We start from the raw sequence: 14,496 nt of genomic DNA, 5'->3' as shown, positions 1-14,496 counted from the left end.
TGATCAGCCTTTTTGAGTTAGACAAAATATTGCGTAGTTCCGTTTAACTTAGAATAACAGAATGGTTTGGATAATCAGATACACATTCAGGACAACGATAACTCCGGCAATAATCCAGGAGATGATTTTGAGCCACAACTTGTTGGCAAAGGCCCCCATGCTTTTTTTGTCACTCGTAAACATCACCAGTGGAATGACGGCAAAGGGTAGCTGTAGCGACAGCACAACCTGGCTCAGAATCAGCAGTTCCTCTGTTCCGTGCTCTCCGGCAATGGCTGTTACGATGACGGCTGGAATGATTGCGATTAGACGTGTAACCAGTCGACGAAGCCATGCTGGGATACGAATGTTCAGAAAGCCTTCCATTACAATCTGTCCGGACAACGTGCCGGTGAGTGTTGAGTTCTGGCCGGAAGCCAGCAAGGCTACACCGAACAGGATGCTGGCGATGGTAGTACCCAGCAGAGGTGTCAGCAGATGGTATGCATCTGTAATTTCCGCGACCTGAGTCATACCTGCACTATGGAACACGGCAGCAGACACAATCAGGATGGCTGCATTGATGAACAGAGCAAGCGTTAAAGCGATGGTTGAATCCATGGTGGAATACAGAATCGCTTCTTTTTTCCCTTTTGGCGTTTGTTCAATCTGACGGGTCTGCACAATGGAAGAATGCAGATACAGATTATGGGGCATGACGGTTGCACCGATAATCCCGATGGCAATGTAGAGCATAGCTGGATTTTGCAAAATCTCGGCACTGGGTACAAAACCATGCATGACGCCGCCCATATCCGGTTTAGCGAGAAACAGGTCAATCCCGAAGCAGAGGGCGATGGTGGCCATCAGCACAATTACGAGCGATTCCAATGCACGGAAGCCTTTGTTTTGCAGCAAAAGAATGACTAGTACATCGACAGCGGTAATAATGACGCCGTATAACATGGGAATGTTGAACAGCAGCTTGAGCGCGATTGCCGAACCAATAACCTCGGCAAGGTCGGTGGCTGCAATTGCAAGCTCACACAAGATCCATAACACGATCACAACAGGCATGCTAAATCGTTCGCGGCAGGCTTGCGCCAAATCCCGTCCTGTGACAATCCCGAGCTTGCCAGCGAGAGACTGCAACACAACAGCCATCAGGTTCGAAATCAGAATAACGGATAATAATGTGTATCCGAATTGTGAACCACCCGCAATATCTGTTGCCCAGTTCCCGGGATCCATATATCCAACGGCAACGAGGTAACCCGGTCCAACAAAAGCAAGGAATTTTTTCCACCAAGCAGCGTTCTGCGGTACCTTCATGGAGCTGTGGGCTTCCCCGAGAGATGGGGCCATACCCGCAGCCAATGGTTCATTTGAAGGAGTGCTGAACGGATTTTTTTTACTCATAATATAATCACCCGACTTTGAAGTATTGATATTCTATATGAAGAGGAACGGTGTCATTCCTTTGATTACATTTGAACACTTAAACCAAAATCAAAAGCGTAATTAAACTACTTTTCATATGTCTAAACGTTTATGTTGATACTTACATTGTACTCCTTCAATTATTTTTGTCTAGTGCAACTTTTGTGTATGAGGACAAAATTTACCGGAGAGTGAATTGTGCCTTAGTATATTACCCAACCTTGGATAAATTACCTGTGTTCCTTTCCCGATGCATGAAAAAGATAAAGATGTAAAACCTGAATAAGGATTAACAACGTTTCAAAATGAGCCAGAAGTTTAAATTGAATAGTAGGCAACAAAAAATTAAAGGCGAAGGAGAGATTCTTAATGGAAGCTTTATATACAGCAACAGCGACAGTTAAAGGTGGACGTACAGGTTCGGTGGCTTCTTCGGATGGCGTGCTCAAGCATGATCTGAAAATGCCAAAAGAACTTGGAGGCTCCGGTGGTGAAGGAACCAATCCTGAGCAGCTCTTTGCAGCGGGATACGGTGCTTGTTATGAAAGTGCTCTTGCCAATGTGGCACGCAAAGCGGGCGTGAAGTTGGAGAATGTGGTGGTCACAAGTAATGTATCCATCGGCAAAGATCCGGCGGATGATGGTTTCCAACTGTCTGTACGTTTGGATGTGAGCATGCCTGGCGTGGATCACAGTCAAGCAGAGGATCTCGCTCGCAAGGCACATGATTTCTGTCCTTACTCCAAAGCAACCCGTGGCAATATTGATGTGGTACTTAATGTAGTTTAAGACCTGACTCGTAGGAGTAAAGGGAACATATAGAGCAGGGTATCTTTGGATACCTGATGTTCGAGTACAAGACCCTGCTGGCCTTCGGCAGGGTTTTGTATTTTATAACAATTGCGATGCAGGAGATTGCATGTTGGACAGCGTACTATTTTACATAATCTACTCTTGCTTGAAGTCATACATTCGAATGAGGGGGAACGACAATGAGTATTGAAGAGATGATAGAACGACGATTTGTATGTACCAAATGCAGGGGTACGGATTGCAATATTAAGGAAGTATCCATGTCAGGAGCGGGACTTAGCAAAATGTTTGATATTCAGCACAATCATTATCTCTTCGTCGCCTGTTCTTCCTGTGGATATGTAGAAGTATTCGATCCGGATGTGTTGAAAGGGAAAAAACAGGGTCAGGTGGGTACCATTCTTGATATTCTATTTGGTGGGTAAATGTGCGTGAGTTGACATCGAACTAAAATTTCTTTAATATGATTTAGTACTAAGAAGTGTCAATGCATGAACCAAATTTGAATTAACAGGTGATATCCATGTCTTATAGACCGCGTATTGCAAATTTAGAATTAGCTAGTGGCAACAAGGAAGACGGATTGTATGAATTTAAAATGAAATTGGTAGACGGTACACAATGCCGTGTATTCTACTCCCATTCCCCGGAATGGAAGCTAACCAATATCAGCCGTCTACAGAAAACGCCTTGTCCGGTATGTCGCAAAGATTTCATTTGCAAATGCATGGACCAGTGGGCTGGTGACCTGCACCAACAAATGATTGACGACCAATGGATGGAAAAGGCAATTGCAGAGTAATTGCCAAAACAGATACGAGCGTGGGCATAGAGCCTGCGCTCTTTTTCTATTTTTCGTTACACTTAAATAAAATGTGAAAAAAGCGAACGGGATGACTCAAAACGGGTAAGTTACTCTAATAGCACACATGAGGAGGCCACGATTATGACAGCAAACCAAATGGATCAGCATCAGGGACACCCGATTGTGCTTGTGGACGGAGTCTGTCATTTCTGCCAAGGATTAACGAAGTGGATAATCAAGCGTGACCCTGAGGGGAAGTATCATTTTGCATCACTTCAATCGGATGTAGCGAAAAAATTGCTGGAGAAGGGCAATCTGTCCACGGACAGCATGGATACTTTTGTACTCATTGAGGATGGGAAATATTATACACGTTCAACCGCAGCGCTGCGTCTGGCCAAAGGCTTAAAATTCCCTTATCCATTATTGTACGTGTTGATTATTGTACCGAAATTTATTCGAAATGCCATATATAACATGGTAGCTCGCAATCGATATCGCTGGTTCGGTAAAGATGAAGCGTGTATGCTGCCTACACCCGAAATCAAGGATCGATTCCTTTAAAAAGGCTAAGTGTGACAGATTGTATCGATGCCGATTGATTAATAACGGAAATAATTGGGTAATGAGTACGGATCAATTCTATTTTGGGAGGCAAATAACTTGAAGAAGTGGACTACATTAATTATTGGGGCATTATTAGCAGTAAGCATGACAGCTTGCGGAAGCGATGCAGATAACAGTACAGCAACGCCGCCAGCTGGAAACGAAACGTCTAACGAGGGCAATACAACTGCGGAGCAGGAGACAAAGATCCCTACATTGGATGAGTTAATTGAGAAAACGAATGCAGCGACTAAAGATATGAAAAGCTTCACTACGGAAGCCAATATTGATCAAAATTTGAAAATGGTGGCTGGCGAGCAGTCCCAGGATCAACAGGTGAAAACATCGCTGAAGATGGATATCATCAAAGATCCGATGATGATCTATCAGGAAATGAAGATGGAAATGTCCGGACAGGAAGCGCAGAATGTGAAGCAGTACATCACTTCGGATAAGATTTATTCGCAGGTGGGGGACCAGTGGGTCAAAATTCCTGACGAGCAAACGAAACCACTGATTGAGCAGATGCAGGCAAGCATGAATCCGGAAGGTGAGCTGAAGCAATTCAAAAAGATTGCCGAAGACACCAAAATTACGGAAGAAGGCGACAACTACGTCATTAACGCTGACGTATCCGGTGATAACGTGAAGGAACTGGCCAAAGCGGTTATGGAGCAAAATGGATCGGATGCCCAAACTCAAGCAATGCTTGATCAAATGAATATTACCAGCATGAAAATGAAATATATGATCAACAAAGAAACCTACCTGCCTGCAAGTACGGATGTCAACATGGTTATGAATATGGAGCAGGAAGGACAGAAAATCTCAATGGACATGAAGATGACCAGCACGTTCTCTAACCATAATGGCGTGAAAGAGATTAAAATCCCGCAAGAAGCATTGGATAGTGCTAAATAATAAGCGCAAGGATAAGAGGGGGTGACTCTCCGATGAGAAGTCAACCTGGTAAAGTCGCTTAAAGATGTGGATCTTCTGGAGATGGCACTTCTGATATGAATTTGTGTGAACCGACAGGTTCGCTGAATTCAATCAGGGGTGTTTTTCTTTTTTTTGTATGCGTTGTGGTCAGAGTATTAACAAACGGGTGAGCAGTAGTGGCTTCCGCATGGGGAGTGATAAGCCTATAGACTACAGATTGCGTATTTTAGGCATAATTTCGCTTTGTCACATGATTGATCGAGCGGCGAAGTTGCATCTCTTCCTTCCGTAGCTCTTCTAAGCCTTCTGCGTAGCGCACCAGGCTACCAAATTCGTTGTCTCGAAGGTGAGGACTGGGAATGACTGAGGTCCCTTACGGAGCGTTTAAGCGTGATAGCAACCAGATAGGTCAGAGGATTTCCTCAAGAGGTCAGCATCACTTCCGTTAACCTAACCCTTTCGTGTCCTCAAATATGACTGACAGAAGATCTCTCCCTTGGTCATACAGGGTTCGGTTGTAGACGACGTTAAGACTGATTATCCTGGCTGTATCCTCATCATGGAAGTATCGGCGTTCGAGAACCGTCTTCCCCACTGCTACGTATTGAAAAAAATCTATTCGAGCTTCTTCCTGGCCAAGAAAGCCAGAGTAAATGTCCCACGTAGCGCAACATACCACAACAAACAGATCGTCAGCGAAGAAAGTTTCGATGGCAATCCCTGCGTGCCGTTCGGTCAGCCGCACGACTTATCACCGCAATTAGGGGAACTGGGCACGCTTCATTATGGCTTTCGCAGCTAGTTGTTGCGAAGGCAGGTTCATAGCTGCTCTGTTTTTTGTTTTTCCTGAACTTTTTCCCTTGGCGAAAGCGCTTGGATTTTCTACAATAGTCATGTAAGCGATTGAATTTAGAGTTGGTGGGAAGCTGAAGAAAGTCTATTTCAGGGAAGAAGGTTGAAGAAATGATTGAATATGCACATATACACCACGTGAGTCTGGCTGTACGTAATTTGGAGGTTGCGAAGAAATTCTATTCCGGTTTGCTTCGCATGCAGGAGATTGAACGTCCGCCTTTCAACTCCACGGGCACCTGGTACGCCATTGGTAGTCAACAGCTTCATCTATTACAGCATCCGCAGGGAGATACGCTTCGTGAGGCTGGCATTGATACAACTGATGGACATTTTGCGATCTGGGTGAAGAGTTACAAGGAGACTTTGGTCTGGCTGGAACAGCAGGGAATTGAATATGAGGCAAGACCAGATAGTGTTGCCGGGTTTGCACAGATTTTTGTGCTTGATCCTGACCGCAATATTATTGAGTTTGATGCACCTTATCATTCTTGATTTTTTTGAAATAGGGGACAAAGAGATACTAGAAGAACGATTTTATTTTATAATTTTTAAATACCATTTGTATTCTAGATTGAGAGTTATTGATAAAATAGTACTTATGGGAATCGCCTTCCATATACTGCATGTTAATGCGGGTATTGGATGGCGGTTTTTTTCGAGGAAGGGAATTAGAATGAAGGTCTAATAAATTTACTTTTCTAAAATCTATTAAAATATATTAAAATATATTACATAAATTATCATAGGAAAGAGGGGATGAGTTACATCCCCTCTGATTAAGTATGAGTTTATCGTACAGTGACAGTGTAGAGTACAGTATCACCGTTAGGTAAATAACCAACTACTGTACAAACTCCAGGTGACAAACCAATTATTAATCCTTGTTGATTTAAATAAATGCCGCCATAGTCCCCGCTAATCCAAAAGTTGGAGCCAGCAACTGTAATGCTCTCGCCAACTCTCAAACTAATAGGAACAGAAATTTGATCTGCAAGAGTTATTACATTGGACGTTTCTGCAGAAGCAGCACTAGGGCTTGGTGTAGCAGCAGTAGCCGCGAAAGATGTAGAACCAACAGTGAAGCACGCAACGACAGTTAATAGACCAGTAATAAGTTTCTTTTTCATCGTTATCATCCTCTCATATTTGGAATACAACTCTATTATATAGAAAATATATCCAATAGTAAACTATATTCGGAAAATAAAGTATTTTATTGGATGAATATTATGTGAACCAAGTATTAATTTTGAGATATTCAATTTTGTGAAACTGATAATGATAATTGATTTATTTCATAGCAAATTGATAAAAATATAAGCTATCGTAATTAACTATTACGAACAGGGATAAGGAATAGAATGCAAATCGACCAATACTTTGTTTAGACAAGGAAATGGTATGACAAATGGATACATTGTGATCTGGATGACCAGCTATAAGGAGTAGGTGATTAGTTGAAGTAGAATAAATCCCTTGCTCCTCCAGAAATTGTATGCTATATTATCCATACATTCATAGCACGTGACGGAAGCACCGTCCATACACTGCATATTTTTGCGGTTATTGGACGGTGCTTTTTTGTGCTTTTTTTGCAGGGAGGGGAGAAGAATTGATTGTTCTTAAGGCAGTGCTGGCTTCTAAAGACAGAGAGTATATCAGCGCCTGGCTTGATTTTGTACAAGGCAGCCCGTCCGGCTCCAGTATACGATTTACCGCCTTTTCACAATGGGAAGCGTTCAGGGATCACATGAACGAACAGGAAGGCAGGGAACTGCCGGACCTGGTGATTGCGGAACCGGAATTTCTGAACAGCTGGCTGAGTCACGGTGGCGAAACCTCGGGTATTCCATGGTTGATGCTTAGTGAAGGATTAGATGAGGTGGATGAGGATAAACGGCTGATGAAATATCAACCATTGCCTACGCTGATGGATGCTGTTCTTAATGCTTGTCGGCAGCCGCGTCGGAAGAAAACCCATCGTCCAGGACAGGAGACACTTTCTATTGGAGTTGTATCAGCTTCCGGCGGGAGTGGCAAAACTGCGGTGGCGATGCATATGGCGAAGCAGCTTGGGCTTGCAGGATATGCTGTTCTGTATCTCAATCTGGAGACGTTAGATAGCTCGATGCCGTTTCTGGAGAAAGCTCTGTCTAGAAGTGGGCAGCGTACACTCGATGCAGAAACAGGGCTGTCACGTCTTCTTTACGATTTGAAGGTGGGCAGGAAGGAATCGGGCAAACAGGGACAAGCACAGTCTTCCTCAAAAGGGGTGGACGGATATGTACTTCGTCACGAAGTGCTGAAGTCGGATGTATTCTGGCCATTATCGAATCGGAAGGAATTGCTGCAAATGTCCCGTGAGGATACGAAGAGCCTTATTCGGTATTTTGCGGACTGCGGGCAATATGATGTGCTCATTCTGGATGGGGACTCAGGTTGGGATGGACGCAGTGAGGGGATTTTCGATGCTTCCAATGCATTCGTGTGGCTGGTGGAGGATGACATCTCTTCCATGCACCGCTGGGGTCAATGGATTCAGCACATGGAGCGTACGTGGCCGGATCTGCATGAAAGTGTACTGGATCGTGCCTGCTTCATTGTCAACAAGTATCGGGACAGCGTCATCAATGCTTTGCCAAGACCTGATCTGCATTTGGATGGAGTGCTGCCGTATATCCCTTCCTGGAAGCAGCTGAGTCAGGAGGAAGTGATGCTCAGCTCACCGATTTTTCAACGCGAAGTGAAGAGGCTATGCGCCATGATCGTACAGGATGGGGAAGAAGAACTGAAGCAGACAGGACGGATCCAGAAGGGTGATGGGTGGTCACTATGATGGATTCATCCAAGATGATACTGGACCGTGAAGAGCAGTTTCAGATCATGCGTCGTGAGGTCAGGGAAGGCCTGGATTTAACTTCTTCTGCGGGAGACGAAGAACTGTGGCAGGGAATCGAGCGTAAAGTACTTTCTGACCCGAAACTGAATGATCTGACCTCCGGGGAGCGTCATACGCTGGTGCAGCGGTTATTCGACTCCTTTCGAGGCCTGGATATTCTACAACCCTTGGTGGATCATCCCGAAATTACGGAGATTATGATCAACAGCCACCGGGAAATTTTCGTTGAGCAAGAAGGAGAGGTCAGACAGATCACGCTGGAGTTCGAGTCCAGGGAACGATTGGAAGACATTATCCAGATGATTGTATCCGGGGTGAACCGGATTGTGAATGAGTCTTCTCCAATCGTGGATGCGCGGTTGAAAGACGGCTCGCGGGTTAATATCGTACTGCCTCCGATTGCGTTGAAGGGTCCAACCATGACGATTCGGAAATTCCCGAGTGAACCGATGAAGATGTCCGATCTGATTGGTAAAGGTGCCCTGCATGAGGAAGCGGCAGAGTTGCTGAAGCAGTTGGTGCGCAGCAAATACAATATTTTTATCGGCGGCGGAACCGGGTCGGGGAAAACCACTTTCCTAAATGCATTATCTCAGTTTATCCCGGCGGATGAACGGATCATCACGATTGAGGACTCTGCTGAATTGCAGATTGTCACCGTACCCAATCTGGTATCGCTGGAGACGCGCAATGCGAATACCGAGGGCAAGGGGCAAATATCTATTCGGGATTTGATCAAGTCATCCCTGCGGATGCGTCCAAATCGAATTGTCATTGGTGAGGTACGTGGCGCAGAAGCGCTGGATATGTTGCAGGCCATGAACACTGGACATGATGGAAGCTTGTCTACCGGACACGCGAACACGATCTCCGATATGATCAGCAGATTGGAGACCATGGTGCTTAGTGGAGCGGATCTTCCCATCGCGGTTGTCCGGCAGCAGATCAGCTCGGCCATTGATATCTTTGTACATTTATCCCGGCTGCGGGACCGTTCACGTCGGGTGACCGAGATTAGTGAAGTGATTGGCATGCAGGATGGAGAAGTGCTGCTCAATTCACTGTTTCGTTTCCAGGAAATCGAAGAAAAAGAAGGCAAAATTATTGGCGGACTCGTGCAAGTTGGAACGCTGAGACAAGTGGATAAAATTCAGATGGCTGGGCTAGGGGAATGGTTGAAAGAGTACATAGAACGCAATAGCGATGAGTTAATTGAATCAGATAACAACGTAAATTAGTTGTTTTTATGGGTAGGTGATGAAGTTGGGTGAGGCCAGACAGGCGTTAACGGACTACACCGTGTATACGCTATCCCGGAGGCAGCGGATGGGCTGCATGCTGATTAGTGGTTTGTTGTTCTTTGGTGTCGGTATTCTATTCTATCATCACTGGTTGGCCGGATTGATATTGGCTGCGGGGTGTATATGGGTACCAAAACATTGGACAAAAGTACTGCTGGAACGAAGAAGAATGACTCTCAGTTTGCATTTTAAGCAGGCATTATATGCGTTGTCCTCCGCGCTGGCTGCGGGAAAATCAGTAGAGAATGGATTTAAGGAATCCGTGGAGGATCTGCGCATGCTGAATCCTGAAGCGGATACAGATCTCATTCGTGAATTCACCATTCTGAGGACGCGGATGGAATATGGTCAGCCCATTGAAGAGGCGCTGCAAGACTTCTCGGATCGGGCCAAAATTGAGGATATCACAAACTTTGCCGATGTGTTCATCACATGTAAGCGAACGGGTGGAGATCTGGTCGAAGTGGTAAGGCGAACCTCGGCGGTAATTGGTGAGAAGCTGGATATTCAGCAGGACATCATGGTAGCGGTGGCACAGAAGAAGTTTGAATCTAAAGTGATGTTTGCCGCTCCATTTATTTTTCTGATTTTTCTAAACTTTACGGCCAAGGATTTTATGGAGCCGTTATACAGCGGGATGGGATATATGATCTCCAGCGGGGCATTGGCGTTACTTGCCTGCTGTTATTTGTGGATTACACGCATTATGGATATCAAAGTATAAGGAGCTGACACGATGCTGCTTCCCGTTATTTTCGGAGGGGTGCTCGGAGCAGGGTGGCTGGTGCTTGATCGAACGCGAGGGCAGACCTACCGACATTTGCGCAAACTGGATATGGAAGGAATACGTCTGAAGAAGCTGCATGGCCCCTTTTTGTTTTTACTGGACAAGTTCGAGGTGGGCCGCAGATTGCCTGTGCTCATGTTCCGTATGCAGCATGCCATTCAGAAAATGTATGGCATACAGCATAGTGGAGAGAAAACGATGCTCTACTGTGCTGAGATGCTGACTTATTCGTGGCTGATGTTGCTCGTAGGCTGCCTTCTGGCGCTCGTTGGGGACATGGGGCTTGGGGGTATGGTAGGTGGATTGGCACTCGGTGCTGCACTGCCCTTTGCGCTCTACAAAGATCTTAACACCAAAGTACAGCGAAGAGATCAGGACATACTCATGGAGCTACCAGAGTTATTGAACCGAATTGTTCTGCTAGTTGGTGCGGGAGAAACGGTGCAGCGTGCAATTGTTCACTGTGTAGCCAGTCAGGGAGAACGGAATCATCCTCTCTATAATGAGCTGCGAAAGACGGTCGGGGATTGGAACAACGGTTACTCGTTTCAACAATCCTTTGAACAGTTCAGTCGTCGCTGTGGTGTACAGGAAGTGACGATTTTTACAACAACAGTGCTGCTGAATTTCCGGCGAGGGGGAGGTGACTTTGTACTGGCGCTGCGTGATCTGTCCCATGTGTTGTGGGAGAAACGAAAGGCTGTTAGTCGGGCTAAGGGAGAACAGGCTTCTTCCAAACTGGTGTTTCCGATGGTACTGATCTTTTTTTCGATTGTGGTGATGATCGGGGCACCTGCTTTTATGATGATGAATATGTAGGAGGAATTGGGGATGCTGGAATTGATGAAAAGCAAGGCAACTGGATTTTGGAAGGAAGAGGATGGGCTTGGTACGTTGGAGCTGATTCTGATCATCGGCGTTATTATCATTATTGCATTAATATTCAAGGATCAAATTAAAAAATTGGTAGAAAGACTGTTAACGAATGTGAGCAATAGGAGTAATGAGTTTTTTGAGTAAAAAATTCAAAAAGGAAGAAGGGAGCTTCACCATTGAAGCCTCCCTGGTCTTCCCTATTGTGTTGTTTATTCTCGTGTTGCTTTTATTTTTCTCCATGTACATGTATCAGAAGACATTTCTGAACCAACATACGTATGCAGCTTCTGAACGTGCCGCCTACAGCTGGGACAACAGCTACAAGCAGGCGATGACGGGTGAAGTTGTGGCTGGGGAACATGACAACTTGTACTGGAGACTGACCGATGATCGATTGCTCGGAGCACTGTTTGGTTGGGCGGGAGCGGACAATGAGGTTGTTGTGTCTGTACCCGCAGGAGAAGGTGGAAGTTTATCGGAAAAGAAGCTGTCCCAAGCAGCACAAGGCATGCCTTCTGGCATGAACGGGACAATTGAATACCAGAACTCGCTGATCCAACGAAAAGTTACAACCAAGCTGGAGCAGGTGATTTCTTTACCGCTGCCTTCTTTTTTGTTTGATTCAGGTAACAATGTGCTAACACAAGGTTCATCTGCAGTTGTAGAACCGACGGAATTTATCCGAACGGTGGATCTGGTCCGTTATTATGCAGCCAAGTTTAAAGGCAAGGGCGGAGCCGCATCCAGTACTGCCGCTGAAGCGGGACAGGTTGTAGAACATTTTGGCAAAACCAAAAAATGAGGAGAGGAGGAGGAAACACTGTTCAGAAAAAAAGACGGTGAATCTGGAGCCGTAACCGTGTTCTTGATCTTGATTTTGGCTGGAATCTTTATGTTTGTTTCCATTTTCATTGATTATGCACGTATCGCTGCCTTCAAAGTACAGGCAGAACGAATGACGCATGCGGCTATGAGATCTGTGATGTCAGCCTATGATACTTCCTTGCGGGAGTATGGTCTATTTGGATACGGTGACAGCAGTGGTGAGTCCATTATGGCCAAGGTGCTGAATGATAGTGTGAAGCCCTCGGCTGTGAAAGATGGGTTTCCCATTCTGGATATCCAATGGGATACGACTTCACTAAGCATGGGGCGTGAACTGGGCAGATACGATATTTTTAATCGCCAGATCCAGGAGGATATGAAATATCGTGCGCCGGTTGATTTTACCCTGGAAGTGGTCAACCGTTTTAAGCCGATGTCAGAAGAGATGAAAGAAGCTGCTCATACTGTGGATCTGCTCAAAAAATTACAAAAACTGTATGACAAACGGGAGGAATTGCTAGACGAAGCAATAGCCAATCAGACGGAATCAGCCGATAAGCTGAAGGGTCTGCCCGCACTGATCATGAATCCGCCTTCCTCTGCCATTTACGATGAGATGTTAATAGATACGCCAGAGACAGCTGCCGAAGTAGCGGCGCGTTATGCGGATTATCTTAACAAAAAACAAATGGATGAGGGACTGCCATTCAACCAGCAACAGTACATGTTAGAGCTGGCTCGTTATCGAACAGGCGTAGGGAATGTGGCGACAGGCATCAGCACGATCATACAACCAGCATTGCAGGCTCACCAGACAAAATTGGAGGAAGCCCAAGTCAAGATTGAAGAAGCTCGCAAAATCAATGAGGAAATGAAGCGGGTAATCGCTGAGGGGGAGAACCGTTCACAGAATGCCAGTTACGAAAAAGTAGGCAACTCAACGCTGCCTGGGACGAGCCCTCCGTCTACCGGATCGGGAAGTGAAGCCAAGAGTACACGCTCCCTTGCTTCGGAACTTGTAAGAGCCGACACACTATTCGAACAGTTAAATGCACATGTACGCTCTCAAAATTCGGATTTTACCAATGTCAGAAATGACAGTATGGAGCTTAATACGCAGCTTCGTTCGGTTACAGTAATGAGTGGTGTCTCCATTAAACCAGCGGTTAGACAGGCTAGTCAGGTCACGGAACGATACATGGATACTTATGTAAGGAGTGGACCTTCCAATGTCATTCTCCAAAGTAAACAGCTGTTGGAAAGCGGTCGTGGATCCGATGCCCAGCGCAAAGCGAATGATAAAGAATCCAAAGGGAAGTTGAAGGATGTTAAACGCATATTATCACAAATCGAAAAGGGGAGCTCCGGCTCCATGGAAGCCTTCAAACAGCTGGAGGAGTACTACAACGCCAACATAACTTTTAACCAAGCGAGCCGTGAGGAAGCCAAGAAGGCAGAGATTGCTGGCGATCCATATGACTCCGGTGGTAACGCCATGAACGGAATGGACAGTTTGTTCGGAGGAATGTCCAATTTGCTGGATAGTCTTGGCGATGAATTGTTTCAGAATGAGTATGCACTGGCGTATTTCAACTCAATGGATTTTGGGCAGTTGCTAAACTGGACTGAAGGTAGTGGAGATGCTGGTGAAGTGTTCAAACTGGAGAATCAGGAACTGGAGTACATCGTATATGGTTTTCATAATCCTTCGGGGAACATTGCTGCTGCATATGCGGAGATCTTTGGCATGCGTCTGGCGATTCGAACTGCAGAAGGATTAATTGAGAATAGCAAGCTGGGGAACCCACTACTTGTATTATCTGCTGCAATTTTATACGGAATTACAAACGCTATAGCAGATATGGTGAAACTGGCTAAAGACGGAAGTGTGGAATTGTCCAAATATATCAAAGTCAAGCTTACATACAGGGACCATCTGCGTTTGTTCCTATTAATGCATAGCAACAATGAACGCAAAATGTCCAGAATGTTGGCTTTGATCCGATTGAATACCGGCGTGAATCCGGAAGAGAAGCAGACATACGCTTCAGGAAACATGCGCAGCAGTATTAAATTGTGGTTTTTACCAGGAGTCACAAGAAGTATAGGCGCTGTCATGGGTAGTGAAGATCAGGTAGAAGATGGGCGATTTTTCATTGATCGAAAGGCCGATTATTCCTATTGAGTAATCTGGATCGTTTCGGTGGAGGGATTATGGATAAGCAGCATCAGCAGGAAAAAATATTGGCACGATTACAGAGTCGACTTACACGAGTGCGTAGACTGGAAAGAATGAAGTTTCTGACTGAGCAAATACATTCTATTTCGAAAGTGTGTTTTCCAAAAAAAGAAGGTTCTCCAAAAAAGA

16 protein-coding genes are annotated in these 14,496 nt (G+C 45.4%); 14 read left to right on the top strand and 2 right to left on the bottom strand.

Annotation, left to right across the window (positions count from 1 at the left end; all coding sequences use genetic code 11):
- Window positions 1–48: 48 nt before the first annotated feature.
- The gene (locus MHB84_RS06030; protein ID WP_076291809.1) at window positions 49–1,344 is read right to left on the bottom strand and encodes an Nramp family divalent metal transporter; all 1,296 of its coding nucleotides are present in this window, start codon (window positions 1,342–1,344) and stop codon (window positions 49–51) included.
- Window positions 1,345–1,788: 444 nt separating this feature from the next.
- Here MHB84_RS06030 and MHB84_RS06025 point away from each other — a divergent pair, with 444 nt between their 5' ends.
- The 7 genes from MHB84_RS06025 (at window position 1,789) to MHB84_RS05995 (ending at window position 5,932) form a co-directional block, all read left to right on the top strand.
- The gene (locus MHB84_RS06025; protein ID WP_063564421.1) at window positions 1,789–2,208 is read left to right on the top strand and encodes an organic hydroperoxide resistance protein; all 420 of its coding nucleotides are present in this window, start codon (window positions 1,789–1,791) and stop codon (window positions 2,206–2,208) included.
- A gap of 203 nt (window positions 2,209–2,411) precedes the next feature.
- Window positions 2,412–2,657, top strand: a complete 246-nt coding sequence (locus MHB84_RS06020) for a zinc ribbon domain-containing protein (RefSeq protein ID WP_024629326.1) — start codon at window positions 2,412–2,414, stop codon at window positions 2,655–2,657.
- 98 nt (window positions 2,658–2,755) lie between these two features.
- Window positions 2,756–3,034 (top strand): hypothetical protein, encoded by a 279-nt coding sequence (locus MHB84_RS06015; RefSeq protein ID WP_024629327.1) that lies wholly within the window; start codon window positions 2,756–2,758, stop codon window positions 3,032–3,034.
- 144 nt (window positions 3,035–3,178) lie between these two features.
- Window positions 3,179–3,601 carry a thiol-disulfide oxidoreductase DCC family protein gene (locus tag MHB84_RS06010; protein ID WP_076291717.1) on the top strand — a complete coding sequence of 141 codons (423 nt, stop codon included), beginning with the start codon at window positions 3,179–3,181 and terminating at the stop codon, window positions 3,599–3,601.
- A 99-nt stretch (window positions 3,602–3,700) separates the two neighbouring features.
- Window positions 3,701–4,564, top strand: a complete 864-nt coding sequence (locus tag MHB84_RS06005) for a DUF6612 family protein (RefSeq protein WP_076291718.1) — start codon at window positions 3,701–3,703, stop codon at window positions 4,562–4,564.
- Window positions 4,565–5,144: 580 nt separating this feature from the next.
- Window positions 5,145–5,387 carry a hypothetical protein gene (locus MHB84_RS06000; RefSeq protein WP_125477256.1) on the top strand — a complete coding sequence of 81 codons (243 nt, stop codon included), beginning with the start codon at window positions 5,145–5,147 and terminating at the stop codon, window positions 5,385–5,387.
- A 161-nt stretch (window positions 5,388–5,548) separates the two neighbouring features.
- Window positions 5,549–5,932 carry a VOC family protein gene (locus MHB84_RS05995; protein ID WP_076291720.1) on the top strand — a complete coding sequence of 128 codons (384 nt, stop codon included), beginning with the start codon at window positions 5,549–5,551 and terminating at the stop codon, window positions 5,930–5,932.
- Between the two features lie 296 nt (window positions 5,933–6,228).
- Here MHB84_RS05995 and MHB84_RS05990 read toward each other — a convergent pair whose 3' ends face one another.
- Window positions 6,229–6,567: a hypothetical protein gene (locus MHB84_RS05990; RefSeq protein WP_076291721.1), complete on the bottom strand. Its 339-nt coding sequence runs from the start codon at window positions 6,565–6,567 to the stop codon at window positions 6,229–6,231.
- 485 nt (window positions 6,568–7,052) lie between these two features.
- Between MHB84_RS05990 and MHB84_RS05985 the strand changes: the two genes are divergently transcribed.
- The 7 genes from MHB84_RS05985 to MHB84_RS05955 are packed head-to-tail and all read left to right on the top strand — an operon-like array spanning window position 7,053 to window position 14,313.
- Window positions 7,053–8,276, top strand: coding sequence for a nucleotide-binding protein (locus MHB84_RS05985; RefSeq protein ID WP_076291722.1), 1,224 nt, complete (start codon window positions 7,053–7,055; stop codon window positions 8,274–8,276).
- Complete coding sequence (locus MHB84_RS05980; RefSeq protein ID WP_373561706.1) at window positions 8,276–9,577, top strand: CpaF family protein; 1,302 nt, start codon at window positions 8,276–8,278, stop codon at window positions 9,575–9,577. The genes MHB84_RS05985 and MHB84_RS05980 overlap by 1 nt, the downstream gene beginning before the upstream one ends.
- 25 nt (window positions 9,578–9,602) lie before the next feature.
- Complete coding sequence (locus MHB84_RS05975; RefSeq protein ID WP_257219441.1) at window positions 9,603–10,364, top strand: type II secretion system F family protein; 762 nt, start codon at window positions 9,603–9,605, stop codon at window positions 10,362–10,364.
- Between the two features lie 12 nt (window positions 10,365–10,376).
- Window positions 10,377–11,246: a type II secretion system F family protein gene (locus MHB84_RS05970; protein ID WP_063564415.1), complete on the top strand. Its 870-nt coding sequence runs from the start codon at window positions 10,377–10,379 to the stop codon at window positions 11,244–11,246.
- Between the two features lie 12 nt (window positions 11,247–11,258).
- On the top strand, window positions 11,259–11,447 hold the full coding sequence (locus MHB84_RS05965) for a Flp1 family type IVb pilin (RefSeq protein ID WP_076291724.1): 189 nt from the start codon (window positions 11,259–11,261) through the stop codon (window positions 11,445–11,447).
- The gene (locus MHB84_RS05960) at window positions 11,440–12,105 is read left to right on the top strand and encodes a TadE/TadG family type IV pilus assembly protein (protein ID WP_256716925.1); all 666 of its coding nucleotides are present in this window, start codon (window positions 11,440–11,442) and stop codon (window positions 12,103–12,105) included. Before MHB84_RS05965 ends, MHB84_RS05960 begins: the two co-directional genes overlap by 8 nt.
- Before the next feature lie 57 nt (window positions 12,106–12,162).
- A complete protein-coding gene (locus tag MHB84_RS05955) occupies window positions 12,163–14,313 on the top strand; it encodes a hypothetical protein (protein WP_083679116.1) in 2,151 nt (716 codons plus the stop codon).
- The last annotated feature ends 183 nt before the right edge of the window (window positions 14,314–14,496 follow it).

Origin of the sequence: Paenibacillus sp. FSL F4-0087 (assembly GCF_038020215.1) — a bacterium.
GTDB lineage: Bacteria > Bacillota > Bacilli > Paenibacillales > Paenibacillaceae > Paenibacillus > Paenibacillus taichungensis.
The sequence above is the reverse complement of the archived record's forward strand: the minus strand, read 5'-3'. Positions and strand labels throughout refer to the sequence as shown.

Bases quoted from the DNA above. Each gene is read 5' to 3' on its own strand.
- MHB84_RS06030 (WP_076291809.1), bottom strand. From the start codon at position 1,344: ATGGCCCCATCTCTCGGGGAAGCCCACAGCTCCATGAAGGTACCGCAG.
- MHB84_RS06025 (WP_063564421.1), top strand. From the start codon at position 1,789: ATGGAAGCTTTATATACAGCAACAGCGACAGTTAAAGGTGGACGTACA.
- MHB84_RS06020 (WP_024629326.1), top strand. From the start codon at position 2,412: ATGAGTATTGAAGAGATGATAGAACGACGATTTGTATGTACCAAATGC.
- MHB84_RS06015 (WP_024629327.1), top strand. From the start codon at position 2,756: ATGTCTTATAGACCGCGTATTGCAAATTTAGAATTAGCTAGTGGCAAC.
- MHB84_RS06010 (WP_076291717.1), top strand. From the start codon at position 3,179: ATGACAGCAAACCAAATGGATCAGCATCAGGGACACCCGATTGTGCTT.
- MHB84_RS06000 (WP_125477256.1), top strand. From the start codon at position 5,145: ATGGAAGTATCGGCGTTCGAGAACCGTCTTCCCCACTGCTACGTATTG.
- MHB84_RS05995 (WP_076291720.1), top strand. From the start codon at position 5,549: ATGATTGAATATGCACATATACACCACGTGAGTCTGGCTGTACGTAAT.
- MHB84_RS05990 (WP_076291721.1), bottom strand. From the start codon at position 6,567: ATGAAAAAGAAACTTATTACTGGTCTATTAACTGTCGTTGCGTGCTTC.
- MHB84_RS05980 (WP_373561706.1), top strand. From the start codon at position 8,276: ATGGATTCATCCAAGATGATACTGGACCGTGAAGAGCAGTTTCAGATC.
- MHB84_RS05970 (WP_063564415.1), top strand. From the start codon at position 10,377: ATGCTGCTTCCCGTTATTTTCGGAGGGGTGCTCGGAGCAGGGTGGCTG.
- MHB84_RS05965 (WP_076291724.1), top strand. From the start codon at position 11,259: ATGCTGGAATTGATGAAAAGCAAGGCAACTGGATTTTGGAAGGAAGAG.